Origin of the sequence: Cupriavidus sp. WS, from assembly GCF_000395345.1 — a bacterium.
Taxonomy (GTDB): domain Bacteria; phylum Pseudomonadota; class Gammaproteobacteria; order Burkholderiales; family Burkholderiaceae; genus Cupriavidus; species Cupriavidus basilensis_B.
Window position 1 is genome coordinate 1 of the sequence record NZ_AQPL01000223.1, and the last position, 24,582, is coordinate 24,582.

24 protein-coding genes and 1 pseudogene are annotated in these 24,582 nt (G+C 67.8%); 4 read left to right on the forward strand and 21 right to left on the reverse strand.

Features of this window, described 5'->3' with window-relative positions; translation table 11 throughout:
* Positions 1–340, forward strand: a pseudogene (locus K206_RS43775) (DUF4124 domain-containing protein); the annotation flags it as partial.
* A 42-nt stretch (positions 341–382) separates the two neighbouring features.
* Here the strand turns inward: K206_RS43775 and K206_RS0118735 are convergent.
* Complete coding sequence (locus K206_RS0118735; RefSeq protein ID WP_029043805.1) at positions 383–727, reverse strand: RnfH family protein; 345 nt, start codon at positions 725–727, stop codon at positions 383–385.
* The gene (locus K206_RS0118740) at positions 714–1,151 is read right to left on the reverse strand and encodes a type II toxin-antitoxin system RatA family toxin (protein WP_029043806.1); all 438 of its coding nucleotides are present in this window, start codon (positions 1,149–1,151) and stop codon (positions 714–716) included. The genes K206_RS0118735 and K206_RS0118740 overlap by 14 nt, the downstream gene beginning before the upstream one ends.
* A 268-nt stretch (positions 1,152–1,419) precedes the next feature.
* Here K206_RS0118740 and smpB point away from each other — a divergent pair, with 268 nt between their 5' ends.
* Entirely contained in the window at positions 1,420–1,872 is a 453-nt protein-coding gene (smpB, locus tag K206_RS0118745; protein ID WP_020203926.1) for an SsrA-binding protein SmpB, read from the forward strand.
* A 154-nt stretch (positions 1,873–2,026) separates the two neighbouring features.
* On the opposite strand, the gene K206_RS0118750 is transcribed toward smpB, so the two are convergent.
* The 3 genes from K206_RS0118750 to ppsA all read right to left on the reverse strand — a co-directional run bounded on the left by K206_RS0118750 (position 2,027) and on the right by ppsA (position 6,017).
* Positions 2,027–2,953 (reverse strand): SPFH domain-containing protein, encoded by a 927-nt coding sequence (locus tag K206_RS0118750; RefSeq protein WP_020203927.1) that lies wholly within the window; start codon positions 2,951–2,953, stop codon positions 2,027–2,029.
* Positions 2,954–3,069: 116 nt separating this feature from the next.
* Entirely contained in the window at positions 3,070–3,492 is a 423-nt protein-coding gene (locus K206_RS0118755; protein WP_020203928.1) for an NfeD family protein, read from the reverse strand.
* A gap of 140 nt (positions 3,493–3,632) precedes the next feature.
* Positions 3,633–6,017: a phosphoenolpyruvate synthase gene (ppsA, locus tag K206_RS0118760; protein ID WP_020203929.1), complete on the reverse strand. Its 2,385-nt coding sequence runs from the start codon at positions 6,015–6,017 to the stop codon at positions 3,633–3,635.
* Positions 6,018–6,374: 357 nt separating this feature from the next.
* Between ppsA and K206_RS0118765 the strand changes: the two genes are divergently transcribed.
* Positions 6,375–7,190, forward strand: a complete 816-nt coding sequence (locus K206_RS0118765) for a pyruvate, water dikinase regulatory protein (protein ID WP_020203930.1) — start codon at positions 6,375–6,377, stop codon at positions 7,188–7,190.
* Between the two features lie 21 nt (positions 7,191–7,211).
* Here K206_RS0118765 and K206_RS0118770 read toward each other — a convergent pair whose 3' ends face one another.
* From K206_RS0118770 to rpsB, 16 genes are all read right to left on the reverse strand, one after another.
* Positions 7,212–7,994, reverse strand: coding sequence for an RNA methyltransferase (locus tag K206_RS0118770; protein WP_020203931.1), 783 nt, complete (start codon positions 7,992–7,994; stop codon positions 7,212–7,214).
* Positions 7,991–8,692, reverse strand: coding sequence for a ribonuclease HII (rnhB, locus tag K206_RS0118775; RefSeq protein ID WP_020203932.1), 702 nt, complete (start codon positions 8,690–8,692; stop codon positions 7,991–7,993). The genes K206_RS0118770 and rnhB overlap by 4 nt, the downstream gene beginning before the upstream one ends.
* Positions 8,692–9,903: a lipid-A-disaccharide synthase gene (lpxB, locus tag K206_RS0118780; protein ID WP_020203933.1), complete on the reverse strand. Its 1,212-nt coding sequence runs from the start codon at positions 9,901–9,903 to the stop codon at positions 8,692–8,694. The genes rnhB and lpxB overlap by 1 nt, the downstream gene beginning before the upstream one ends.
* 14 nt (positions 9,904–9,917) lie before the next feature.
* Positions 9,918–10,721, reverse strand: a complete 804-nt coding sequence (gene lpxA / locus K206_RS0118785; protein WP_020203934.1) for an acyl-ACP--UDP-N-acetylglucosamine O-acyltransferase — start codon at positions 10,719–10,721, stop codon at positions 9,918–9,920.
* 98 nt (positions 10,722–10,819) lie between these two features.
* The gene (gene fabZ, locus K206_RS0118790) at positions 10,820–11,269 is read right to left on the reverse strand and encodes a 3-hydroxyacyl-ACP dehydratase FabZ (protein WP_020203935.1); all 450 of its coding nucleotides are present in this window, start codon (positions 11,267–11,269) and stop codon (positions 10,820–10,822) included.
* Positions 11,266–12,369, reverse strand: coding sequence for a UDP-3-O-(3-hydroxymyristoyl)glucosamine N-acyltransferase (lpxD, locus tag K206_RS0118795; protein ID WP_020203936.1), 1,104 nt, complete (start codon positions 12,367–12,369; stop codon positions 11,266–11,268). Before lpxD ends, fabZ begins: the two co-directional genes overlap by 4 nt.
* Before the next feature lie 40 nt (positions 12,370–12,409).
* Complete coding sequence (locus K206_RS0118800; protein WP_020203937.1) at positions 12,410–12,943, reverse strand: OmpH family outer membrane protein; 534 nt, start codon at positions 12,941–12,943, stop codon at positions 12,410–12,412.
* A 155-nt stretch (positions 12,944–13,098) separates the two neighbouring features.
* Positions 13,099–15,432, reverse strand: a complete 2,334-nt coding sequence (gene bamA / locus K206_RS0118805) for an outer membrane protein assembly factor BamA (RefSeq protein ID WP_231401630.1) — start codon at positions 15,430–15,432, stop codon at positions 13,099–13,101.
* A gap of 98 nt (positions 15,433–15,530) precedes the next feature.
* Complete coding sequence (gene rseP / locus K206_RS0118810; RefSeq protein ID WP_020423834.1) at positions 15,531–16,922, reverse strand: RIP metalloprotease RseP; 1,392 nt, start codon at positions 16,920–16,922, stop codon at positions 15,531–15,533.
* A gap of 153 nt (positions 16,923–17,075) precedes the next feature.
* Entirely contained in the window at positions 17,076–18,254 is a 1,179-nt protein-coding gene (gene ispC / locus K206_RS0118815) for a 1-deoxy-D-xylulose-5-phosphate reductoisomerase (protein WP_020203940.1), read from the reverse strand.
* Between the two features lie 11 nt (positions 18,255–18,265).
* A complete protein-coding gene (locus tag K206_RS0118820; protein WP_029043807.1) occupies positions 18,266–19,087 on the reverse strand; it encodes a phosphatidate cytidylyltransferase in 822 nt (273 codons plus the stop codon).
* 48 nt (positions 19,088–19,135) lie between these two features.
* Entirely contained in the window at positions 19,136–19,909 is a 774-nt protein-coding gene (locus K206_RS0118825; protein WP_020203942.1) for an isoprenyl transferase, read from the reverse strand.
* Between the two features lie 53 nt (positions 19,910–19,962).
* Positions 19,963–20,523 carry a ribosome recycling factor gene (frr, locus tag K206_RS0118830; RefSeq protein WP_020203943.1) on the reverse strand — a complete coding sequence of 187 codons (561 nt, stop codon included), beginning with the start codon at positions 20,521–20,523 and terminating at the stop codon, positions 19,963–19,965.
* A 128-nt stretch (positions 20,524–20,651) separates the two neighbouring features.
* Positions 20,652–21,362 carry a UMP kinase gene (gene pyrH, locus K206_RS0118835; RefSeq protein ID WP_029043808.1) on the reverse strand — a complete coding sequence of 237 codons (711 nt, stop codon included), beginning with the start codon at positions 21,360–21,362 and terminating at the stop codon, positions 20,652–20,654.
* Positions 21,363–21,680: 318 nt separating this feature from the next.
* A complete protein-coding gene (gene tsf, locus K206_RS0118840) occupies positions 21,681–22,559 on the reverse strand; it encodes a translation elongation factor Ts (protein ID WP_029043809.1) in 879 nt (292 codons plus the stop codon).
* 251 nt (positions 22,560–22,810) lie between these two features.
* Positions 22,811–23,554: a 30S ribosomal protein S2 gene (rpsB, locus tag K206_RS0118845; protein ID WP_020203946.1), complete on the reverse strand. Its 744-nt coding sequence runs from the start codon at positions 23,552–23,554 to the stop codon at positions 22,811–22,813.
* A 460-nt stretch (positions 23,555–24,014) separates the two neighbouring features.
* On the opposite strand from rpsB, the gene map reads away from it, so the two are divergent.
* Positions 24,015–24,582, forward strand: a 568-nt coding sequence (map, locus tag K206_RS0118850; RefSeq protein WP_020203947.1) for a type I methionyl aminopeptidase, incomplete at its 3' end; no start/stop codon positions are given.

The window sequence follows — 24,582 nt, forward strand, 5'->3', positions numbered from 1 at the left end:
CGACGCGGCGCCCGCCTCGGATGCCGCGTCGGCCAGGCCCGAAGCGAAGGGGGAAGCAAAGGCGGAAGCCCGCGCGGAGACCGCCACCGGCTCCGAGGATGCCTTCCAGAAGCGCCGCGCCGAAACGCTCAAGGCCGAGGCCGACCAGGCCGCCAAGGACAAGGCCGCGCAGGAGCGCGAGGCGCGCTGCGCCGGCTTGCGCGGCTACGCCGCGGCCCTGCAGCAGAACCGGCGCATCACCGTGCCGGCGCCGGACGGCTCGCCGCAGCATCTCGACGACGACCAGCGCCAGGCCGAACTGCAGCGCACCAACGCCAGCCTCGCCGAGAACTGCGTCTGAGCGGGCCGCGCGGCCGGATCGACCGCCGGTTCAGCCGCTGGGTCAGCCGCCGCCGCGCAGCCATTTCTGGCCTTCGCGGGTGCCGCCGCGGCGGGTCTTGAGCACGCGCTTGCGGCGCGCCGACTTGGGGTCCGCCACCAGCGGGCGATAGACCTCGATGCGGTCGCCCTCGCGCACCACCGTGTCGGGCGTCTTGAGCTTGTTGAAGATGCCCACGCGCAGCGTGGCCGGATCCACTTCCGGGCAGGCCTGCAGCAGCCCCGACGCGCCGATCGCGCCGACGATGGTGGTGCCCGGCGCCACCTCGGTTTCCTTCAGGAAGGCGCCTTCCGGGCGCGCGTAGCAGACCAGCACGCGCAGCACGGGTACGGCTTCAGCGGTTGCCATAGACCACCTCGGCGCGCTTGACGAAGGCATCGACGAACGTATTGGCAATCATGCTGAACACCGGTCCGATGATCTTTTCCAGCAGGAAGCTGGAGAATTCGTAGTGCAGGTGGAACTCGATCTTGCAGGCGTCCTCGCGCAGCGGCGTGAAGCGCCAGGAACCGCTGAAGACCTTGAAGGGGCCGTCCTCGAACACCATATCGATGCGCACGGGCCGCTCCTGCGTGTTGCGGGTGTGGAAATACTGCTTGATGCCGTTGAAGTGGATGTGGATCTTGGCGTCGAGCAGGGTCTCGGTCTGCTCGAACACCTCCACGCCACCGCACCAGGGGAGGAACTTGGGATAGTCCTCGACCTGGGTGACCAGGTTGTACATCTGCTCGGCCGAGTAGCCAAGCAGCACGGATTTATGGACGTCTGCCATGTATCGGGAAATCGGGAATATCGGGAAGCGCGGCAAGGCCCGCGCAAATCCCGCCTGCGCCATGATGCACTGCGGGATCCACCGGGAGCGGCCGGTTTGCTAGAATCGCAATTTTAGCCCACGCGCGGCCCGGCGGCATCCCGGCCGCGCCCGCGAGGCGCGTGGCGGCCTCCCCGGCGCCCTGCGGCGCGGCGCGCCAGCCCGCCCCCTCCCTTCGTTATTCTGGTTTTTTGTTTTTTCCTACCGTTATTTCCTTTACCCGGACCGCATGACCATCGCAGACAACAAGAAAGCCTTTTTCGACTACTTCATCGAAGAGCGATACGAGGCGGGGATCGTGCTCGAGGGCTGGGAAGTCAAGGCGATCCGCGCCGGTCGCGTGCAGATCAAGGAGGGCTACGTGGTCGTGCGCGACGCCGAGCTGTTCCTGATCGGCGCCCACATCAGCCCGCTGCAGAGCGCTTCCACCCACGTCAACCCGGACGCGGTACGCACCCGCAAGCTGCTGCTCAAGGCCGAGGAAATCAAGCGGCTGATCGGCAAGGTGGAGCAGCGCGGCTTTACCATCGTGCCACTGAACCTGCACTACACGCGCGGCCGCGTCAAATGCGAGATCGGCCTGGCCAAGGGCAAGAAGCAGTTCGACAAGCGCGAGACCGAGAAGGACCGCGACTGGCAGCGCGAGAAGGCGCGCATCATGAAGGGCGCGACGAAGGAGTAGGCCACTATAGGCCACTGCGGGCCGCGCCCGCCGCGGCTCGCATGAGCGGCGCGGCTCTCCTGCCCTCCTGCCCTGCCTGCGCGCCCCTCCCGGCGCCCTTCCCGGCGTACTTCCCGGCGCCCTTGCGCGCTCCCGCGCGGCCCTCCCCGGCGCCCTAAGCCTTCTGCCCTTTCACGATCTGCAGCGCGGCGGCCACCATGCTGCTCATGTCGCCGAGATTGCCCGGCACGATCAGCGTGTTGCCCTGCTTGGCCAGGTTGCCGAAGGCGCCCACGTATTCCTCGGCCACCTTCAGGTTGACCGCTTCCATGCCGCCATCGGTGCGGATGGCCCGCCCGATCTTCTCGATGGCCTGCGCGTTGGCTTCCGCCACCGCCAGGATCGCCGAGGCCTCGCCCTGGGCGCGGTTGATGGCGGCCTGGCGGTCGCCCTCCGACTTCTGGATGGCGGCTTCGCGCGCGCCGGTGGCCAGGTTGATCTGCTCCTGCCGCTTGCCCTCCGACGCCGCGATCAGCGCGCGCTTCTCGCGCTCGGCGGTGATCTGGGCCTGCATGGCGTGCAGGATCTCCTTGGGCGGCGTGAGGTCCTTGATCTCGTAGCGCAGCACCTTCACGCCCCAGCTCGCGGCGGCCTCGTCCAGCGCGTTGACCACGCTGTGGTTGATGTAGTCGCGCTCCTCGAAGGTCTTGTCGAGCTCCAGCTTGCCGATCACCGAGCGCAGCGTGGTCTGCGAGAGCTGGGTGATGGCCACCACGAAATTGCTCGAGCCGTAGGACGCCTTCATCGGATCGGTGACCTGGAAGTACAGCACGCCGTCGACCTGCAACTGCGTGTTGTCGCGCGTGATGCAGACCTGGCTCGGCACGTCGAGCGGGATTTCCTTGAGCACGTGCTTGTAGGCCACCCGGTCGATGAAGGGCAGCACCACGGTGAGCCCCGGCGTCAGCGTCGCGCGGTACTTGCCCAGGCGCTCCAGCACCCAGGCATGCTGCTGCGGCACGATCTTGAAGCTCTGCGCCACCAGCACGATCACCGCGACCAGGACCAGCAGGGGCAGCAGGCTGCCGAAGAATTCGAACATGGGACCTCCAGGACGGGTTGAAAAAGGATTCCGAAAAGCCGCAAAGAAGCGCGAAAAGCCGAAAAAAATCCGGAAAGCGCCTGAAAAACCGGGGGAAGCCGGGAAAAACCGGGCGCCTAGCGCGGGCTGACGAACAGCGTGTTGCCGTGCACCTCGACGATGCGAAAGCGCCCCGGCGCGGCGGCGCCGCTCTGCAGCTCGACGTCCCACTCCGTGCCGCGGTAGCGCACCCGCGCGCGGCCGCCCTCGCCCCAGGCCGGCACTTCCAGCTCCTGGCCGATGTCCGGGTTGACGTTGGGATCGCGCTCCGCCGCGTCGCGCCGCGTGCGGCCATAGCGGGAACGCCGCAGCACCACGAAGCCGGCCAGCCCCACCAGCGCGGCGAGCACGGTCTGGCTGGCGGGCCCGAGCCCGGCCAGCGCGCCCAGGCCGCCGGCGGCCGCGCCCAGCGCCACCATCAGCAGGTACAAGGTGCCGAGCCCCAGTTCCGCGATCACCAGCACCGCGGCCAGCGCAAACCAGATGTAGTACGGCGCCATCTCGCTCCCCTTGCCTGCCCGCCGCCACCGCGCGGACGGGCGGGCCCAAAAATGAAAAACCCCCGCAGCGCCAGGGCGCCTGCGGGGGTTCGGAACACCTGGCGCAGGGCCGGTGTACCGCTATTGTGACGTCAAATGCCTCAGGAAGCCAGTTGCTTCCACGTATCGATCACCGAGTCGGGGTTCAGCGAGATCGACTTGATGCCTTCCTTGGCCAGCCACGCGGCGAAGTCCGGGTGGTCCGAAGGACCCTGGCCGCAGATGCCGACGTACTTGTCCAGGCGCAGCGCCGTGGAGATCGCGCGCGACAGCATGAACTTGACGGCCGGGTCGCGCTCGTCGAAGTCCTTGGCCAGCAGCTCCATGCCGGAGTCGCGGTCCAGGCCCAGCGTGAGCTGGGTCAGGTCGTTCGAGCCGATCGAGAAGCCGTCGAAGAACTGCAGGAATTCCTCGGCCAGGATGGCGTTGGACGGCACTTCGCACATCATGATGATGCGCAGGCCGTTCTCGCCGCGCTTCAGGCCGTGCTTGGCCAGCAGCTCGATGACCTTCTCGGCCTGGCCGAGCGTGCGCACGAACGGCACCATGATCTCGACGTTGGTCAGGCCCATGTCGTCGCGCACGCGCTTCATGGCCTTGCATTCCATCTCGAACGCTTCGGCGAAGTCGTCGGCGATGTAGCGCGAGGCGCCGCGGAAGCCCAGCATCGGGTTTTCCTCGTCCGGCTCGTAGCGCGAGCCGCCGATCAGCTTCTTGTATTCGTTGGACTTGAAGTCCGACAGGCGCACGATCACGGGCTTCGGATAGAACGCCGCGCCGATGGTGGCGATGCCTTCGGCCAGCTTGTCCACGTAGAACGCGCGCGGGCTGGCGTGGCCGCGGGCCACGCTTTCCACGGCCTTCTTCAGGTCGGCGTCGACCTGCGGATAGTCGAGGATGGCCTTCGGGTGGACGCCGATGTTGTTGTTGATGATGAATTCGAGGCGCGCCAGGCCCACGCCCTGGTTCGGGATCTGGCAGAAGTCGAAGGCCAGTTGCGGGTTGCCGACGTTCATCATGATCTTGACGTCGATCTCCGGCATTTCGCCGCGCTGTACTTCGGTGACTTCGGTCTCGAGCAGGCCGTCGTAGATGCGGCCTTCGTCGCCCTCGGCGCACGACACCGTGACCAGCGTGCCGTCCTTGAGCAGGTCGGTGGCGTCGCCACAGCCGACCACGGCCGGCACGCCCAGTTCGCGCGCGATGATGGCGGCGTGGCAGGTGCGGCCGCCGCGGTTGGTGACGATGGCGGCGGCGCGCTTCATCACCGGCTCCCAGTTGGGATCGGTCATGTCGGCGACCAGCACGTCGCCGGGCTGCACGCGCTCCATCTCGGCCGGGTCGTTGATGACGCGCACGCGGCCGGTGCCGATCTTCTGGCCGATCGCGCGGCCGCTGGTCAGCACGGGCGCGGTGCCCTTGAGCTTGAAGCGCTGCTCGGCCTTGCCGACGGACTGGCTCTTCACGGTCTCGGGGCGCGCCTGCAGGATGTAGATCTTGCCGTCGCGGCCGTCGCGGCCCCACTCGATGTCCATCGGGCGGCCGTAGTGCTTCTCGATGATGACGGCGTACTTGGCCAGCTCGGCCACGTCGGCATCGGTGATCGAGTAGCGGTTGCGCAGCTCGATGGGCACGTCCACGGTCTTCACGCGGCCGGCTTCGCCGGGCGCGGTGAATTCCATCTTGATCAGCTTGGAGCCGATCGAGCGGCGGATGATCGGGTACTTGCCGGCCTGCAGCGTCGGCTTGAAGACGTAGAACTCGTCCGGGTTGACCGCGCCCTGCACCACCGTTTCGCCGAGGCCGTAGCTGGAGGTGATGAAGACCACTTCCTGGAAGCCGGACTCGGTGTCGATGGTGAACATCACGCCCGAGGCGCCCACGTCCGAGCGCACCATGCGCTGCACGCCGGCCGACAGCGCCACCACGTCATGGGCGAAGCCCTTGTGCACGCGGTAGGAGATGGCGCGGTCGTTGTACAGCGAGGCGAACACGTGGCGGATCTTGTCCAGCACGTCGTCGATGCCGCTGACGTTGAGGTAGGACTCCTGCTGGCCGGCGAACGAGGCGTCGGGCAGGTCTTCGGCGGTGGCCGACGAGCGCACCGCGAACGAGGCCTCGGCGCCTTCGCGCTCGGCCGCGCGCGCGTAGAACTCGCGGATTTCCTGCTCGAGGCGGGGCTGGAACGGGGCCTTGGCGACCCAGTCGCGGATCTCGGCGCCGGCCTCGGCCAGCGCCTTGACGTCGTCGACGTCGAGCGCCTTGAGGCGCTCGGAGATGCGCTGGGTCAGGTTGTTGTGGGTGAGGAAGTCGCGGAACGCGAGCGAGGTGGTCGCAAAGCCGCCGGGAACGCGCACGCCGGCCTCGGCCAGCTGGGAGATCATCTCGCCGAGCGACGAGTTCTTGCCCCCCACGGTTTCCACATCTTCCTTGCGCAACTGCTCGAACGGCAGCACGTAGGCGCCGTCAATTGCCGGGTTGTTCATAAAAGCCTCAAAAACAAAGTAAGAAACTTGTTGCTGACGCCCGGAATCTTGTTGGAGTTCTGCTACCGGACGGATCGCTTGGCTAAACAGTCCCGCGCATTCCCACGCTGGTGGGGACCGGAGTTCGACCGTGATTGCTGCAGCGCACATTGTCGACAATCCGGGGCCGGATCGTTCTCCCGACAGCGCTGGCGGAATTGCTTAGCGAAAAGATCGCCGCTATTCTACCGTGCCGCACCGCACTTTCGCGGCGCACGGTTTCAAAAAAATTGTCCATACATGTCCCAGCCCGCCGCTCCCGCCGCGCCCCTTGAGCCGCTGCAACCCCAGGTACCGCGCAACGAGGAGCGCCCCGCCGTGCGCACCGTTTTCATCGTCTCGGACGGCACCGGCATCACCGCGGAAACCTTCAGCCACTCCATCCTGGCGCAGTTCGAGATGCGTTTCCGCAAGGTGCGCATGCCGTTCGTCGACACCCCGGAGAAGGCACATATCGCGGTCGGCAAGATCAACGAGGCCTTCTACGCCGAGGGCGTGCCGCCCATCGTCTTCACCACCCTGGTCAACCAGGAGTCGAACAAGGCGATCCGCCGCGCCAAGGCCATGATCCTAGACATGTTCCAGACCTTCATCGAGCCGCTGGAAAAGGAACTGGGACTGAAGTCCACCCACGCCATCGGCCGCTTCCACCAGAACGCCGACACCGAGGCCTACCAGAACCGCATCGAGGCGATCAATTTCTCGCTCGCGCACGACGACGGCCAGTCGCACAAGAACCTGGCCGAGGCCGACGTGATCCTGGTCGGCGTGTCGCGCAGCGGCAAGACCCCGACCAGCCTCTACCTGGCGATGCAGTACGGGCTCAAGGCCGCCAACTACCCGCTGATCCCCGACGACTTCGAGCGCGGCAAGCTGCCCACCGCGCTATACCAGTTCAAGCAGAAGATCTTCGGCCTGTCGATCAACCCGCAGCGCCTGGCCGAGATCCGCAACGAGCGCCGCCCCGGCAGCAAGTACGCCGCGCTGGAGAACTGCCGCTACGAGGTCAACGAAGCCGAGGGCATGATGCGCCGCGAAGGCATCAAGTGGCTGTCCTCCACCCACAAGTCGATCGAGGAGATCGCCACCACGATCCTGCAGGAGATCAAGGTGGAGCGGGACAGCAATTATTGAGGCGCGGCGCGCCGGCGCCCGTCAGCCCGCTCGCCGCTGCCGCACCGCCTCGAACAGGCAGATGGCCGTGGCGGCCGCCACGTTGAGCGATTCGAGGCCGCCGGGCTGCGGGATGCCCACGGTGCGGTCGACCCGCTCCATCCACTCGCGGCTCACGCCGCTGCCCTCGTTGCCGACCACCCACGCGACCGGCGCGCGCAGGTCGGTGTCGAACACGTCCGCCTGCGCATGCGAGGAAGTCGCCAGCAGCGGCACCGCCAGGCGCGGCGCCAGCATGTCGAAGGTGCAGTGCTCGACGATGTTGAGGTGGAAATTGGCGCCCATCGCGGCGCGCAGGGTCTTGGTGGACCACGCGAAGGCGCTGCCGGTGACGAGGAACGCGTGGCCGATGCCGGCCGCGGCGGCGCTGCGCAGGATCGAGCCGACGTTGCCGGCATCCTGCACGCCGTCGAGGATGATGCAGTCGGTGTCGATGCGCGACGGCAGGTGCCCGGACGGGGTCTCGATCACCAGCATCAGGTCGATGCCGTTGACCACGCCGGCGACCTGCGCGAACAGCGCGTCGGACAGCAGCACCACGCGCTCGGAGGCAATCTGCGCCAGCAGCGGCGCCACCTCGGCGTGGTCGTAGTGCCGCTCCGACACCACGCATTGCACCGGCTGGCCCAGCGCGGCCAGGTAGGCCTGCGCCAGGTGCACGCCGTCGAGCACGGACTGGCCCGCCTTGCGGCGCGCATGCGTCGAGGTGGTCAGCGCCTTCAGGTGCTTGAACAGCGCGTTCTCGCGCGAGGTGACGTGCTTCACGATGCCTGCTCCGCCGATGCGCCCCTTGCCGGCACGGGGGCCGGCGCGATGCGCCCGAGCGCGATCGCCTCGCGCACCGGCGCGAACGAGCGCCGGTGGTGCGGCGTGGCGCCGAACTCGGCCAGCGCGGCGAGGTGCTGCGGCGTGCCGTAGCCGGCGTGCGCGTCGAAACCATACTGCGGGTACGCGGCATGCAGCGTCAGCAGTTCGCGGTCGCGCGCCACCTTGGCCAGGATCGACGCGGCCGAGATCGCCTGCACCTTGGCATCGCCCTTGACGATGGCCTCCACCGCGAAGCGCACCTGCGGGCAGCGGTTGCCGTCGACCTGCACCAGGTCCGGCTCCAGCCCGGCGTCGGCCAGCCCGTGCACCGCGCGCTGCATGGCCAGCATGGTGGCGTGCAGGATGTTGATGGTGTCGATCTCTTCCACCGTGGCGAAGGCGATGTGCCAGCCCAGCGCGCGCTCGCGGATCTCGTCGAACAGCACCTCGCGGCGGCGCGCGGTCAGCACCTTGGAATCGGCCAGGCCCTTGATGGGCCGCGCCGGGTCGAGCACCACCGCCGCGGCATAGACCGGGCCGGCCAGCGGTCCCCTGCCCGCCTCGTCCACGCCGCACAGGCAGCGCGCGCGGGCCGCGCTGGCGGTCAGCTCGAAGCCGAGCTGGGCCTCGTCGGGGGTCGTCTTGCGGCGCGCCATTACACGCCCCTCCGCTGGCGGATCAGGTCCGCGACCACGGCCGAGGCGATCTCGGCGGTATTGCGCTTGAGCGTCTGGTGCATCTGGGTGAAATGTTCGCGCAGGAACGCGGTATTGCCTTCGTCGTTGAGCTGCAGCAGCGTCTCGCGCGCCAGCGCCTCGGGCGTGGCATCGTCCTGCAGCAGCTCGGGCACGACGAAGCGCCCCGACAGGATGTTGGGCAGGCCCACGTAGGGCAGGTAGCCCTGCCGCTTCATGATCTGCGCGGTCAGCCAGGGCACCTTGTAGGAGATCACCATCGGCTTCTTGTACAGCGCCGCCTCCAGCGTGGCGGTGCCGCTGGCCAGCAGGATCACGTCGGCCGCCTCCATCGCCAGGTGCGACTGGCCGTCGACGATGGTCAGCGGGATCTGCGGATGCTGCCGGTGCAGGTTTTCCACGGCCTCGCGCAGCGTGGGGCTGGCCGCCGGCAGCACGAAGACGAGGTTGCCGTCCATGCTGTGCATGCGCGCCATCGCGCCGAAGAAGGTCGGGCCGAGGTTGCGCACCTCGGACTGCCGGCTGCCCGGCAGCACCGCCACCACGCGGCTGCCGGCCGGCAGGCCGAGCCGGGCGCGCGCGCCCTCGCTGTCCGGCACCATCGGGATCACGTCGGCCAGCGGGTGGCCGACGTAGGTCGCGGGAATGCCGGCCCGCGCGTAGATCTCGGGCTCGAACGGGAACAGGCACAGGATGTGGTCCACCGCGCGCGCGATGGTGCGGATGCGCCCGCCGCGCCAGGCCCAGATCGAGGGGCTGACGAAGTGCACCACGGGAATGCCGGCGCGGCGCAGCGGCACTTCCAGGCCGAAGTTGAAATCGGGCGCGTCGACACCGATGAAGCACAGCGGCGGCCTTGCCAGCAGCGACTCGCGGATGGCGCGGCGCGTGGCCAGGATCTCGCGCAGCGAGCCCAGCACCTCCACGTAGCCATTGACCGACAGCGTGTCCATCGGCCACTGCGACTCGAACCCCTGCGCCATCATGCGCGCGCCGCCGATGCCGGCGTAGCGCACGGTGTCGCCCAGGCGCGCCTTCAGGCCGCCCATCAGCAGCGAAGCCAGCAGGTCGCCGGAATTCTCGCCGGCCACCATCGCGATGGTGCCGCGCGCATCCGCCGCGCCTGCTGCGCGCGGCGCGCCGTCCGGGGCCGGCAGGACACCGTCGACCATGGCGTGGTGCGGCTTCAGCGCACGATGCCGCGCTGGGTGGCGGCAATGAAGTCGAGGAAGCCCTGCAGCGGCGCACTGGCGCTGCCGTCCGACTGGGCGATCAGTTGCGCGATCTCGCCGCGCGCGGCCTCGAAGCTCAGGTCCGACTTGTAGAGCACCTTGTAGGCCTGGCGCAGCGCGGCGATCTGCGCGGCGTCGAAGCCGCGGCGGCGCATGCCTTCGACGTTGATGCCGTGCGGCGTGGCCTTGTTGCCGCCCTTGTCGCCGGCGGCGATCACGAACGGCGGCAGGTCCTGCACCAGCGCCGAGGCGCCGCCCAGCATGGCATGGGCGCCGATGCGCACGAACTGGTGCACGCCGCTCATGCCGCCGAGGATGGCCCAGTCGCCCACCTGCACGTGGCCGGCGATCTGCGCGTTGCTCGAGAACACCGTGTGGTTGCCCACGCGGCAGTCGTGCGCAATATGCACGTAGGCCATGATCCAGTTGTCGTCGCCGATGCTGGTCACGCCGCGGTCCTGCACCGTGCCGGTGTGGATGGTGGTGAATTCGCGGATGGTGTTGCGGTCGCCGATCTCGAGCCGGGTCGGCTCGTTGCGGTACTTCATGTCCTGCGGCATGCCGCCTACCGAGGCATACGGCCCGATGCGGTTGTCCGCGCCCACCGTGGTGTGGCCTTCGATGGTGGTGTGCGCGCCCACCTGGGTGCCGCTGCCGAGACGCACGTTGGGACCAATGATCGAGAACGGCCCGACGGTCACGTCGGCGGCGAGCTCGGCCTTGGGGTCGACCAGTGCGCTGGGATGGATTTGCGTCATGCGTCCTGTCCTATGGTCTGAGGGGGAGAGATGGAACGGTCAAGGCCGGTGCCGGGACTGCCCGGCGGCGCCGGACGGCGCGCGCTGCCGGGGCGCGATCACTCGGCCTGCTTGACGGTACACATCAGCTCAGCTTCGCAAGCCACCTTGTCGTCCACGGTGGCGAACGCCTTGAACTTCCAGATGCCGCGGATGTAGCGCTCCACCGACACGTTCATGTGCAACTGGTCGCCCGGCGTCACCACCTGCTTGAAGCGGGCGCCGTCGATGCCGACGAAGTAGTACAGCGCGCCTTCCTTGCGCTCCATCTCGGCGCCGAAGGTCAGCAGGCCGGCCGACTGCGCCAGCGCCTCCAGGATCATCACGCCCGGCATCACGGGATGGCCGGGGAAATGGCCCTGGAAATAGGGTTCGTTGATCGTGACGTTCTTGAGCGTCTTGATGCGCTTCTGCGGCTCGAGCTCGAGCACGCGGTCCACCAGCAGGAACGGGTAGCGATGCGGCAGCAGCTTGAGGATCTTCTGGATATCGATGTCGGCTGCGGTCATGATGATTTCTCTTCGGTATGCTGTGTAGGATTGCCGGCCTGGCCACGCAGGCGTTTCTCGAGCTGCACCACGCGCTCGCGCAACTTGGTGAGCCCGCGCACGATGGCCGCGTTGCGCTCCCAGTCGCCGTGCGGCAGGAACGGGAACACGCTGGTGAAATGGCCGCCGGGCTTGGTAATGGATTTGGTGATCGACGTGCCGCCGGACACCGTGGTGCGGTCCGCGATGTTCAGGTGGCCGGCAAAATTGGCCGAACCGCCGATCACGCAGAAACGGCCCACCTTGGTGCTGCCGGCGATGGCCGCGCAACCCGCGATCACAGTATGCGCGCCCACCCTGACGTTATGGGCGATCTGCACCTGGTTGTCGAGCTTGCAGCCGTCCTCGACCACGGTGTCGGCCATCGCGCCGCGGTCGATCGCGGTGTTGGCGCCGACCTCCACGTCGTTGCCGAGCACCGCGCGGCCGGTCTGGGGAATCTTGACGTACTCGACGCCGGCCGGGCCGATGTCGGGCGCGAAGCCGAAGCCGTCGGCGCCCAGCACCACGCCGCTGTGCAGTATGCAGCGCATGCCGACCACGCACTGGTGGTAGACCGAGACGTTGGCGTAGATCAGCGTATCGTCGCCGATCTGCGCGCCGGCGCCGACGAAGCCGTTGGCCAGGATGCGCACGCGCTCGCCCAGCCGCGCGCCGCTCTCGATCACCACGTTGGGGCCGATGAAACACGACGGCGGCACCACCGCGTCGGCCGCCACGCTGGCGCGCGGGTCGATGCCGGTGCGGTGGTCGGTGTTGGCGCGGCGCTCGAAGCCCTGCGCGATGCGGGCGAAGCACACGTAGGGATTGCGCGCGACCAGCCAGTTGCGGCCGTCGGCCTGCCCTTCGGCGCGGATGCGCTCGAGGTCGGCGGCCGAGACGATCACGGCGCCGGCCCGCGAGGCCAGCGCCTGCGCCAGGTAGAGCGGGTTGGAGAGGAACGAGAGCTGGCCGGGGCCGGCCTGGTCGAGCGGCGCGAGACCGTGCACGGCCAGGTCGGGATCACCCACAACCTGCGCGCCGGTATCGGTGGCGAGCTGACCCAGTGTGGGTGTTTGCATGGCAGTACTTCCTGGAGCGGCGGTAAAACGGGCAGCCAGCTTACTTGCTGGCGGCGGCGCTGTTGAGCGCCTTCATCACATCGTCGGTAATGTCGATGCGAGGATTGACGTAGACCGCTTCCTGCACGATCAGGTCGTACTTGCGCTGCTCGGCAAGCTGGCGGATCACGCGGTTGGCGCGCTCGAGCACCTGGGCCAGTTCCTCGTTGCGGCGCTGGTTCAGGTCTTCGCGGAATTCACGCTGCTTGCGCTGGAATTCGCGGTCGAGGTCGGCCACCTCGCGCTGGCGGCGCTGGCGGTCGGCATCGGCCAGCACGGCGGTGTCCTTGTCGAGCTTGTCGGCGATGCCCTTGATCTTCTGCGCCATGTCCTGCAGGTCGCGGTCGCGCTTGGAGAATTCCTGCTCCAGCTTGACCTGGGCCTGCTTGGCGGGCACCGAGTCGCGCAGGATACGTTCGGAGTTGACCGCCGCAATGCGGGCTTCCTGCGCCATCGCCGGGGTGGCGGCCAGCAGCGCGCCGGCGGCCAGTGCGGCCGTGGCCAGGCTCTTGATCAGTGGGAATGCTGTTTTCATGAATCGGATCCTCAATCCTCTTGGCTCTCTCTATCCTGTCTTGTCGAACTTCCGGTTTTCCGGTCTTTGCCGGCCTTCCCGGTCTTGCCGCAATCTGCTGTCCGCTGCCTGCTACCCGCTATTCGATGTCCGCCGTGCTCTGGTTCCGTCCGCCGTCAGAACGCGGTACCGATCTGGAACTGGAAGCGCTGCACCTGGTCGTCCGTGGACTTCTTCAGCGGGAAGCCCACGCTGACCTTGAGCGGACCGATCGGCGACAGCCAGGACATGCCCAGGCCGGTCGAATACTTCAGTTCGCTGAACAGCAGCGGCGCGCCTTCCTCGTACACGTTGCCGAAGTCGAAGAAGGTGAACAGGCGCAGCGTGCGGTCCACGCCCGAGCCCGGCAGCGGGAAGATGAACTCGACGTTGCCGATCATCTTGGACGCGCCGCCCACCGGGTTGCCGTTCTGGTCCTTCTTGCCCAGCGTGCTGGTCTGGTAGCCGCGCACCGAGCCGATACCGCCGGCGTAGAAGTTCTTGAACACCGGGAACGGCGTGGCGCCGTAGCCGTGGCCGTAGGCGACTTCGCCGTTGAAGGCCAGCGTGAAGGCCTTCGACAGCGGGTAGAAGTACTGCTGCTGGACGCTGGCGCGGTAGTACTGCGTATCGCCGCCCGGCACGCCCACTTCGAGGTTGGCCTGCGTGTAGGGGCCCTTGGTCGGGACCAGCGCGCTGTCGCGGCGGTCGCGTGCCCAGCCGATCGTGAACGGGAAGTTGTTGATCGGATCGCCGCTGCTCTTGCCGACCTTCTGCAGCCACGCCGTGTACTGGCTCGGCGTGTTCTGCGAGGTGTACACCTGCGAGCGCTCGTAGCCGATGCCGAAGAACACGGTGTCGGTTTCCGAGAACGGCACGCCGAACTTGAAGCCGCCGCCCATCGACACGATCTTGTAGTCCTGGTCGCCGGTGTAGTACAGCGGGCGGGACGTGCGGTAGAACACGTCGGTCGAGCGGCTGATGCCGTCCACCGTGAAATACGGGTCGTACTGCGTCAGCGAGATGGTGCGGAAGGACTTGGCGGTGTTTACGTCCAGGCCCAGGCTGGTGCCGGAGCCGAACACGTTGTCCTGGCGCAGGCCGGCCTGCAGCACCAGCTTGTCGGTCGAGGAGAAGCCCAGGCCCAGGCTGATCTGGCCGGTCGGCTTCTCGGTCACGTTGACGTTCACGTCCACCTGGTCGGGCGCGCCGGGCACGTCCTCGGTGGTGATGTTGGTGTCGGTGAAGTAGCCGGTGCGGTTGATGCGGGCCTGCGACTGCGTCAGCTTCTCGCTGTCGAACCACGAGCTTTCCATCTGGCGCATCTCGCGGCGCACCACTTCGTCGCGGGTCTTGCTGTTGCCCACCACATTGACGCGGCGCACGTAGACGCGGCGGCCCGGGTCGACCAGCAGGGTCAGCGCGACTTCGCGCTTTTCCTTGTCGATCGCCGGCTGCGGGTTGATGGTGGTGAAGGCGTAGCCGTAGGTGCCCAGCAGGTCGGTGATGGCCTTGGTGCTCTGGGTCAGCTTCTCCGACGAGAAGATCTCGCCCTTCTTGAGCTGGAGCAGCTTTTCCATCTCGGGCTGCTTGCCGAGCAGCTCGCCGGCCAGGCGCACGTCGGACACCTTGTACTGCTCGCCTTCCTTGATGTTCAGCGTCAGGAAGATGTCCTTCTTGTCCGGCGTGATCGAGACCTGGGTGGACTCGATGGCGAACTCGAGGTAGCCGCGGTTCAGGTAGTACGAGCGCAGCGCTTCCAGGTCGGCGGTGAGCTTCTGCTTGGAATAGAGGTCGTTCTTGGTGTACCAGGACAGCCAGTTCGGCGTCGACAGCTGCATTTCGTCGCGCAGCGTGCTTTCCTTGAAAGCCTTGTTGCCGACGATATTGATCTGGCGGATCTTGGCGACCGGGCCTTCGTCCACGTTGAACACCACCGACACGCGATTGCGGTCCACCGGGGTGATCGTGGTCTGCACGTCGGCCGCGTAGTAGCCGCGCGCCACGTACTGGCGCTTGAGCTCCTGCTCGGCCTTGTCGATCAGCGCCTTGTCGTAGTACCGGGCCTCGGCCACGCCGACCGCGCGCAGCGAGCGGCGCAGGGTGTCCTTGTCGAATTCCTTGATGCCGACGAACTCGAGCTGGGAAATGGCCGGGCGCTCCTCGACCTGGACCACCAGCACGCCGTCTTCGGAGCGGATCTGGACGTCCTTGAAGAAGCCGGTGTTATAGAGCGCGCGAATCGCTTCCGCGCCCTTGTCGTCGCTGAAGGTCTCGCCGACCTTGACCGGCAGGTAGCCGAACACCGTGCCGGGCTCGACCCGCTGCAGGCCCTCGACGCGGATGTCCTTGACCACGAATGGCTCCGCGGCCCAACCGACGGGGGTCCAGGCCGCGATGATGGCACTCGCCAGCACGCTCAGCGAGATGCGCTTATGTCTGATCAATCTTGATCCCCTCTTTGATTCCATGCAGGATTGCGCTCCGATGCTTCACGGGGCCGCGCCCTGTCGGCATGCGGCGCGCGAGGTGCCGGTGACACCTGCGGACCGCCGCCGGCAACGTGCGTCTAGCCGCGCGCAAGAAACAGCCGGCTGACGTCGTTGAACAAGGCGAGCGAAGTCAGGAGCAAGACGCAGGCGATGCCGACCTTCTGCAGCACAGCCTGCCAGTGGTCTGGTACGGGCCTGCCAGTCAAAAATTCAACGCAATAATACAGCAAATGCCCCCCATCCAATACCGGAATGGGTAACAAATTCAACACACCGAGGCTGACGCTGACCAGCGCCAGGAAGCCGACGAAGGGCTGCCAGCCGAGGTGGGCGGCACGCCCGGCGTAGTCCGCCACGGTCAGCGGACCGCTCAGGTTCTGCAGCGAAGCCTGCCCCACCAGCATCTTGCCGAGCAGCTTGAGCGACAGCGCGCTGGTGCTCCAGACCTGCCCCGCCGCGCGGCTGATGGCCTCGGCCGGCTGGTAGCGCACGGTCTCCATTTCCACCGACTGGCTCAGCGCCGCGCCGAGCTTGCCGGTGGCCGCCGCGCCGGCGCTGGCGCCGTCCGGGGGCGCCACCGCGTCCAGCTTCACCGGCACGTCCAGGCGCTGGCCGCCGCGCTCGATGCCGAGCACCACCTCGGCGCCGGGCCGGGCCCGCACGCCGCGGATCAGCTCGCCGGCCTGGGTCAGCGGGCCGCCCTGCCAGGCCACCACGCGGTCGTCCTTGCGCAGGCCGGCGCGCTGCGCGGCGGAATCGGGCAGCACCTCGGTGATCGTCACCGGGCCGCCCTTGAGCGCCAGGCCCAGGATGGCCAGCGGGTCTTCCTCGGGATTGCCGCCGGTGTTGGGCAGCCGCGCCAGCCTGAGGTCGCGCTCGGCGCCGTCGGGCGCGCGCACGCGCAGCACCGCGCTGGCGTCGCCGAAGCCCTGGGCGAACACCGCCATGCGCAGGTCGTTCCAGGAGCGCACCTGCTCGGTCTCGCCGTTGGCCTGCAGCGACAGCACGCGGTCGCCCTCGCGCAGCCCGGCCTGGGCCGCGGCCGTGCCGGCCGGCGGCGCGGCCACCACCGGCGCCGGCTCGCGCATGCCGCCGGCGAACAGCACGAAATACAGCACGATCGCCAGCGCGAAATTGGCCAGCGGGCCGGCCGCCACGATGATGAAGCGCTTGCCTACCGGCTGGCGGTTGAACGCGCGCGGCAGGTCGGCCGGGTCGATGGCGGGGTCCTGCGCGGGATCGCGCTCGCGCTCGTCGAGCATCTTGACGTAGCCGCCCAGCGGGATCGCGGCGATGGTCCACTCGGTGCGGTCGCGGCTGCCGGAAACCCAGCGCAGCAGCGGCCGGCCGAAGCCGATCGAGAAGCGCAGCACCTTGACGCCGCACAGGCGCGCGGCCAGGTAGTGACCCATTTCATGGAAATAGATCAGGATGCACAGGGCAACGACAAAGGCGATTACGGTTTGCATGGCAGGCAGCTTGTCGTCAGGGGCGCGGGCCCCGATGGCGTGAAGGATACGCCGGGCCGCCGGCCCGGCACCCCGCTGCCCGGCGGCGGCGGGTGGCCGGTGGCGGCCGGCTTGCCGCTATTGTCGCCGATCCCGCCGGCGGCCCCGCCAAACTCAGCACGAGCTCCGGTTTTCCAGCAGCTCGCCGGCGCGGCGGCGCGCGTCCTGGTCCGCGCTCAGCACGGCTTCCAGCGTGTCGGCATTGCCGCCCGGGGCGCGCTCGAGCACGCCCGCGACCACGCGCGCGATGTCGGTGAAGCGGATCCGGCCCTGCAGGAAAGCCTCGACCGCGACCTCGTTGGCCGCGTTCAGCACCGCCGGCGCCAGCCCGCCCGCGCGCAGCGCGTCGAACGCCAGGCCCAGGCACGGGAAGCGCACGAGGTCCGGGGTCTCGAAGCTGAGCGCGCCGGCGGTGGCCAGGTTCAGCGGCGACACGCCCGCGTCGATGCGCTCGGGATAGGCCATGCCGTAGGCGATCGGCGTGCGCATGTCGGGGTTGCCGAGCTGTGCCAGCACCGAGCCGTCGGCATACGACACCATCGAGTGCACGATGCTCTGCGGGTGGATCAGCACCTCGATGCGCTCGGCCGGCGCGCCGAACAGCCAGTGCGCCTCGATCACCTCCAGGCCCTTGTTCATCATGGTGGCGGAGTCCACCGAGATCTTGCGGCCCATCACCCAGTTCGGGTGGGCGCAGGCCTCGTCGGGCGTGATGTCGTGCAGCGAGTCCGGGTCGCGCGTGCGGAACGGCCCGCCCGAGGCGGTCAGCACCACCTTGGCCACGCCGGCGCGGTAGCGCGGGTCGTCGGCCGGCAGGCACTGGAAGATGGCGTTGTGCTCGCTGTCGATCGGCAGCAGCGTGGCGCCGTGCTCGCGCACGGCATCCATGAAGATGCGCCCGGACATCACCAGCGCTTCCTTGTTGGCCAGCAGCACGCGCTTGCCCGCGCGCGCGGCGGCCAGCGACGGGCGCAGGCCGGCGGCGCCGACGATGGCGGCCATCACCGCGTCCACCGCGGCGTCGGTGGCGACCGCCTCCAGCGCGGCCTCGCCGTAGCCGACCTCGGTCTTGATGCCGTCGGCGCGCAGCAGCGCCTGCAGTGCGGCGGCGGCCTCGGCCGTGCCCATCACGGCATGCGCCGGGCGGAACTCGCGGCACAGGGCCGCCAGCTTGTCCACTTGCCGGTGCGCCGTCAGCGCATGCACGGCGTAGCGCTCGGGATGGCGCTTGATGACATCAAGCGTGCTGTCCCCGATCGAGCCGGTGGCACCCAGGACGGTAATACGACGCATATCAGATCAACTCAAAGATAGATGGCCAGCAAGGCGGCCAGCGGGAAAACGGGAAGCAGCGCGTCGATGCGGTCGAGCACGCCGCCGTGGCCGGGCAGCAGCCGGCTGCTGTCCTTCATGCCGACCTGGCGCTTGAGCAGCGATTCGAACAGGTCGCCGACCACGCTGGCGATCACCAGCAGCGTGGCCAGCAGCGCCACGATGGCCAGGCCGCCGTGGTCGGCCATGCGCGAGAACCAGGTCGGGGAAAATGCGTGGGTGGCGGCCAGCGCGAGCGAGATCGCCAGCGCCAGCGCCCAGCCGCCGAGCGCGCCCTCCCAGGACTTGCCCGGGCTGATCGACGGCGCCAGCTTGCGCCGCCCGACGGCCTTGCCGACGAAATAGGCGCCGATGTCGGCCGCCCACACCAGCACCGCCACCGACAGCAGCACGCCGATGCCCAGCCCGCGCAGGACCAGGGTGGCATGGCCGAAGGCCGGCAGCATGAACAGGCCGAGCACCACGCCCAGCACCGTGAAACCCGGCGTGGCGCGGCGCACGCCGCGCGCCAGCAGCACCACGGCCACGCCCCAGCAGGCCACGCCGATCTGCAGCAGGCGGGTGAGCGCATCGGGGCCGGGCAGCGCCTGCCAGCCGGCCAGCGCCAGCAGGCAGGCCAGCGCGTAGACGTAGGGCCAGAACCCGCGCAGCCCGATCAGGCGGCCGAACTCCCAGCCCCCGAGCAGCACGATCACCGCCACCAGGCCGGCCAGCGCCGACGGCGGCGCCAGGAACAGGATCGGCAGGATCAGCAGCAACAGGCATACGGCGGTGATGACACGGGTAAGGAGCATGCGCTGCGGGAGTCCCGGTAGAGGATGGATGAGGTCCGGGCGGCGGCTTCAGGCCGTGCCCGACAACCCGGATGGCGCCACCACCTGCGCGCTGGTGCGGCCGAAGCGGCGTTCGCGCTGGCGGTACGAGGCGAAGGCCTTGTCGAGCTCGGCGGCGTCGAAATCGGGCCAGAACACTTCGGTGAAATAAAGCTCCGAGTAGGCAAGCTGCCACAGCAGGAAATTGCTGATGCGCTGCTCGCCGCCGGTACGGATGAACAGGTCCGGCTCGGGCGCGTAGGCCATCGCCAGGTGCGGCGCCAGCACGGATTCGTCGACCGCCTCGGGGTCGAGCATGGGCGAGCGCTGCAGCATCTTGCGCATGGCCTGCAGCAGGTCCCAGCGGCCGCCGTAGTTGGCGGCGATGGTCACGGTCAGGCCGGTATTGCCGGCCGTGCGCGCCTCGGCGTCGGCGATCAACTGCTGGATGCGCGGGCTGAAGCGGGCCAGGTCGCCCACCACGCGCACGCGGATGTTGTTGGCGTGCATCTTGACCACCTCGCGGCGCAGGGCGGTCATGAACAGCCGCATCAGGAACGAGACCTCGTCGGCCGGGCGGCGCCAGTTCTCCGAGCTGAAGGCGAACAGGGTCAGGTATTGCACGCCCCGCGCCGCGCACGCCTCGACCACCGCCCGGACTGCATCCAGGCCACGGCTGTGGCCGGCAACGCGCGGCAGGTGCCGCTGGGTCGCCCAGCGGCCGTTGCCATCCATGATGATGGCAACGTGGCGGGGCACATAGGTGGCTTCGGGGACGCCGAGCGTGGAACTGATGTGATGCATGGTGGGAAACGGTACCGGACACGGCGGCGGCTGGCAAGCCGCCACCGGGCGCGTCACACCGTCATGATCTCCTTGTCCTTCTCGGCGACCATCCTGTCGATCTCGGCGACGAACTTGTCGGTCAGCTTCTGCACCTCGTCCTGGCCGCGGCGCTCGTCGTCCTCGGAAATGGCCTTGTCCTTGACCAGCTTCTTGAACTGCTCGTTGGCGTCGCGGCGCAGGTTGCGCACGGCGACCTTGGCGCCCTCGGCCTCGCCCTTGACGACCTTGGTCAGTTCCTTGCGGCGCTCCTCGGTCAGCATGGGCATCGGCACGCGGATGACGTCGCCCATCGTGGACGGGTTCAGGCCCAGGTCGGCATCGCGGATCGCCTTCTCGACCGCGCCCACCATCTTCTTTTCCCACGGCTGCACGCTGATGGTACGGGCATCGGCCAGGCCCACGTTGGCCACCTGGCTGATCGGCACCGGCGAGCCGTAATAATCGACCTGCACGTGGTCGAGCAGACCCGTGTGCGCGCGACCAGTGCGAATCTTGGCCAAGTCGGCCTTGAACGCTTCGATGGTCTTCTGCATCTTCTGCTCGACGCTCTTCTTGGTGTCGGCGACGCTCATCTTTACCTCCGGGAAAAACGGGTAATCATGACCCCGGATGCCGGGATCGAAAATGAATCATTCTACTCTTTGCCGCGGCCCGCGCTACCCCGCGGGGTAGCGCCCTGCCCGCGGCGCCGGGCAGCCTTTTACACGTGCACCAGCGTGCCTTCGTCCTCGCCCAGGATGACGCTCCTGAGCGCGCCGGGCTTGACGATCGAGAACACCTTGATGGGCAGCTTCTGGTCGCGGCACAGGGCGAACGCGGTGGCGTCCATCACCTGCAGGTTGCGCGAGATGGCCTCGTCGAAGGAAATCGTGGTGTAGCGCGTGGCGCTCGGGTCTTTCTTGGGGTCGGCGGTGTAGACGCCGTCCACCTTGGTCGCCTTGAGCACGATCTCGGCGCCGATCTCGGCGCCGCGCAGCGCCGCGGCGGTGTCGGTGGTGAAGAACGGGTTGCCGGTGCCCGCGGCGAAGATCACCACCTTGCCCTCCTCGAGCTGGCGGATGGCGCGCGGGCGGATATAGGGCTCGACCACCTGGTCCATGCGCAGCGCGGACTGCACGCGGCCTTCGATGTTGGCGTGGCGCATGGCGTCCTGCAGCGCCAGCGCGTTCATCATGGTGGCCAGCATGCCCATGTAGTCGGCCGTGGCGCGGTCCATGCCCGCCGCCCCGCCGGCCACGCCGCGGAAGATGTTGCCGCCGCCGATCACCACCGCGACCTGCACGCCGAGCTTCACGATCTCGGCAATGTCGTTGACCATGCCTTCGATGGTGGAGCGGTTGATGCCGAAGGCATCGTCGCCCATCAGGGCCTCGCCGGACAATTTCAGTAGGACGCGCTTATAGGCAGGCATAGGGATTCCCGGAGCTGGTCCGGCTCGTTCTGTCGAGCCGGATATTTTGGATGCAGACTTGATGCAGGCGGACGGCGCCAACCGGCGCGCCGCCGCCAGGAAAGCCGGTTTTCGGGGTAGCCTGGCTGCGGCATGGCAGGCCAGACGACTGCGGAAACAGGCTATGAAAACCAACCGTGGCGGCCGCCGCCCGCGCCAGTGCGCGCGCCGCGGCCGTCATTTGTGCCGAGGGGCACCTCGCGGTGCCCCTCGGCATTATACGGCGGCCCTTTCGTGCCCTGCCGCACCGTGGCGCGGACGGGGCGGACCGCCCGGACTTCAGCCCTTCTGGGCGGCTGCCACCTGGGCGGCCACTTCGGCGGCGAAATCGTCCTGCTTCTTCTCGATGCCTTCGCCGACCACGTACAGGGTGAAGCCCTTGACCGCGGTGTTGGCGGCCTTGAGCATCTGCTCGACGGTCTGCTTGTCGTTCTTCACGAAGGTCTGGTTCAGCAGCGACACTTCCTTCAGGTACTTCTGCACCGAGCCTTCCACCATCTTGGCGACGATCTCGGCCGGCTTGCCCGATTCGGCGGCCTTCTGCTCGGCGATGCTGCGCTCCTTGGCGATCAGCTCGGCGGGCACGTCGGCCGACGACAGCGACACCGGCTTCATCGCCGCCACGTGCATGGCCACGTCCTTGGCGGCCACTTCGTCGCCGTCGAACTCGACCATCACGCCGATGCGGGTGCCGTGCAGGTAGGCGGCCAGCTTGCCGCCGTTGGCATAGCGGGCGAAGCGGCGGATCGCCAGGTTCTCGCCGATCTTGCCGATCAGCGCGGTGCGGGTGGCTTCCACCGACACGCCGTCGATTTCCAGCGCCGACAGGGCGGCCACGTCGGCCGGGTTCTGCTTGGCGACCAGCTCGGCGACCTTGGCCGAGAAGGCCAGGAAGTCGTCGTTCTTCGACACGAAGTCGGTTTCGCAGTTCAGTTCGACCAGCGCGCCGGTGGTGCCGTCGATGAAGGACACCACCACGCCTTCGGCGGTCACGCGCGAAGCGGCCTTGCTGGCCTTGTTGCCGAGCTTGACACGCAGCAGTTCTTCAGCCTTTTCCAGGTTGCCGTCGGCCTCGGTCAGGGCCTTCTTGCATTCCATCATCGGCGCGTCGGTCTTCGCGCGCAGTTCTGCCACCATGCTTGCGGTAATTGCCGCCATTTGTCACTCCTTGAATGGTTCGCACCGGCCTGCCCCGCTGGGTCTGGCGGGCCCCGGCCGGCGGTATGCTCAAACTTCACCCGCGACGGATCATGCCTGCGGCGGATGACAACAATTCAAAAAAAGGGGGCGTAACTTCCGCCCCCTTGTGTGCCGGAAAGCCCCGGCTGCGCGCAGAACCGGCTCCGGGCCGGTCGGCTAGCGATGATGGTCGGCTACTCTTGCGCGCGGGGTCCTTTCGGCAGCGGGCTTCAGGCTTCTTCGACTTCGACGAATTCGTCGCCGCCGCGGGCGGCTTCAACCACGTCCTGCACCGCGTTGGCACGGCCTTCCAGGATCGCGTCGGCCACGCCGCGCACGTACAGAGCCACGGCCTTGCTCGAGTCGTCGTTGCCGGGGATCACGTAGTCGATGCCTTCGGGCGAGTGGTTGGTGTCGACCACGCCGATCACGGGGATGCCCAGCTTGTTGGCTTCGGTCACGGCGATCTTGTGGTAGCCGACGTCCACCACGAAGATGGCGTCAGGCACGCCGCCCATGTCCTTGATGCCGCCGATGGACTTCTGCAGCTTGTCCATTTCGCGCTCGAACATCAGCGCTTCCTTCTTGCTCATGGTTTCCAGCGCGCCGGCTTCCTTGGCGGCTTCCATGTCCTTGAGGCGCTTGATCGAGATCTTGACGGTCTTGAAGTTGGTCAGCATGCCGCCGAGCCAGCGGGCGTCGACGTAGGGCATGCCGGCGCGGCCGGCTTCTTCAGCGAGGATTTCGCGCGACTGGCGCTTGGTGCCCACGAACAGCACGGTGCCGCGGTTGGCTGCCAGCTGACGCACGTACTTCAGCGCGTCCTGGAACATCGGCAACGTCTTTTCGAGGTTGATGATGTGGATCTTGTTGCGATGGCCGAAGATGAACGGTGCCATCTTGGGGTTCCAGAAGCGGGTCTGGTGGCCGAAGTGGCAACCGGCTTCCAGCATTTCGCGCATGGTAACGGACATGAAAATTCTCCAAAAGGGTTAGGTCTGAAGTCCGCCCCGACATTCCTCAACAGGAACACCCCGGATGGACGGACTCGCGATTTCACGATCTCTGGCTTCCAGATGCAGCGTCGAACGCACATTCGACGTGCATTTGACAATACATCCGACAATACCCGGCGCGAGCAGAACGACTGCAAACGACGGCATTGCCACGCCCGAAGGCGGTCATGAGAAAGCCAGCCCAAGATTGTAGCAACAAAACCGGACTTCGCTCAAGGGGGCCGGTACTGTGACGGCACGGTGGCGGGGCCGGGCCGATGCGTCCGGCATGCGCCCCGCCCCCGCGCCCGCCAGGCCCGGCCGGGGCGCCCCGGCGGCCCATTTTGGCTGCGGCAGGGGCGCGATGGTGCGATAATCCCGTCTTTCAGATTCGACTTGAGGCGCAGCCAGTGGCTTCGCCGCCACTTTTGCGAGCAGCATGAGCATCCATATCAAGAACGCCGACGATATCGCCCAGATGCGGGTAGCGTGCCGGCTGGCCTCCGAGGTCCTCGACTACATCACGCCCTTCGTCAAGCCCGGCATCACCACCGGCGAGATCGACCGGCTGTGCCACGCCTACATGCGCGACGTGCAGGGCACCGTGCCGGCGCCGCTGAACTACGCCCCGCCCGGCTACCCGCCCTTCCCCGGCGCGATCTGCACCTCGGTCAACGACGTGATCTGCCACGGCATCCCGGGCGAGCGCGTACTGAAGTCCGGCGACGCGATCAACCTGGACATCACCGTCATCACCAAGGAAGGCTACTACGGCGACACCAGCCGCATGTTCATCGTCGGCGAAGGCTCGATCCTGGCCAAGCGCCTGGCCCAGGTCACGTTCGAATGCATGTGGAAGGGCATCATGCAGGTGCGCCCCGGCGCCCACCTCGGCGACATCGGCCACGTGATCCAGGTCCACGCGGAAGGCGCCGGCTACAGCGTGGTGCGCGAATACTGCGGCCACGGCATCGGCAAGAACTTCCACGAAGACCCGCAGGTGCTGC

Bases quoted from the DNA above. Each gene is read 5' to 3' on its own strand.
- rseP (WP_020423834.1), bottom strand. From the start codon at position 16,922: ATGCAAACCGTAATCGCCTTTGTCGTTGCCCTGTGCATCCTGATCTAT.
- smpB (WP_020203926.1), top strand. From the start codon at position 1,420: ATGACCATCGCAGACAACAAGAAAGCCTTTTTCGACTACTTCATCGAA.
- bamA (WP_231401630.1), bottom strand. From the start codon at position 15,432: ATGGAATCAAAGAGGGGATCAAGATTGATCAGACATAAGCGCATCTCG.
- rnhB (WP_020203932.1), bottom strand. From the start codon at position 8,692: ATGGCGCGCCGCAAGACGACCCCCGACGAGGCCCAGCTCGGCTTCGAG.
- tsf (WP_029043809.1), bottom strand. From the start codon at position 22,559: ATGGCGGCAATTACCGCAAGCATGGTGGCAGAACTGCGCGCGAAGACC.
- fabZ (WP_020203935.1), bottom strand. From the start codon at position 11,269: ATGACCGCAGCCGACATCGATATCCAGAAGATCCTCAAGCTGCTGCCG.
- lpxA (WP_020203934.1), bottom strand. From the start codon at position 10,721: ATGACGCAAATCCATCCCAGCGCACTGGTCGACCCCAAGGCCGAGCTC.
- rpsB (WP_020203946.1), bottom strand. From the start codon at position 23,554: ATGTCCGTTACCATGCGCGAAATGCTGGAAGCCGGTTGCCACTTCGGC.
- K206_RS0118755 (WP_020203928.1), bottom strand. From the start codon at position 3,492: ATGGCGCCGTACTACATCTGGTTTGCGCTGGCCGCGGTGCTGGTGATC.
- pyrH (WP_029043808.1), bottom strand. From the start codon at position 21,362: ATGCCTGCCTATAAGCGCGTCCTACTGAAATTGTCCGGCGAGGCCCTG.
- lpxD (WP_020203936.1), bottom strand. From the start codon at position 12,369: ATGCAAACACCCACACTGGGTCAGCTCGCCACCGATACCGGCGCGCAG.
- K206_RS0118750 (WP_020203927.1), bottom strand. From the start codon at position 2,953: ATGTTCGAATTCTTCGGCAGCCTGCTGCCCCTGCTGGTCCTGGTCGCG.
- K206_RS0118820 (WP_029043807.1), bottom strand. From the start codon at position 19,087: ATGCTCCTTACCCGTGTCATCACCGCCGTATGCCTGTTGCTGCTGATC.
- frr (WP_020203943.1), bottom strand. From the start codon at position 20,523: ATGAGCGTCGCCGACACCAAGAAGAGCGTCGAGCAGAAGATGCAGAAG.
- K206_RS0118800 (WP_020203937.1), bottom strand. From the start codon at position 12,943: ATGAAAACAGCATTCCCACTGATCAAGAGCCTGGCCACGGCCGCACTG.
- ppsA (WP_020203929.1), bottom strand. From the start codon at position 6,017: ATGAACAACCCGGCAATTGACGGCGCCTACGTGCTGCCGTTCGAGCAG.
- ispC (WP_020203940.1), bottom strand. From the start codon at position 18,254: ATGCGTCGTATTACCGTCCTGGGTGCCACCGGCTCGATCGGGGACAGC.
- K206_RS0118825 (WP_020203942.1), bottom strand. From the start codon at position 19,909: ATGCATCACATCAGTTCCACGCTCGGCGTCCCCGAAGCCACCTATGTG.
- lpxB (WP_020203933.1), bottom strand. From the start codon at position 9,903: ATGGTCGACGGTGTCCTGCCGGCCCCGGACGGCGCGCCGCGCGCAGCA.
- K206_RS0118735 (WP_029043805.1), bottom strand. From the start codon at position 727: ATGGCAACCGCTGAAGCCGTACCCGTGCTGCGCGTGCTGGTCTGCTAC.
- K206_RS0118740 (WP_029043806.1), bottom strand. From the start codon at position 1,151: ATGGCAGACGTCCATAAATCCGTGCTGCTTGGCTACTCGGCCGAGCAG.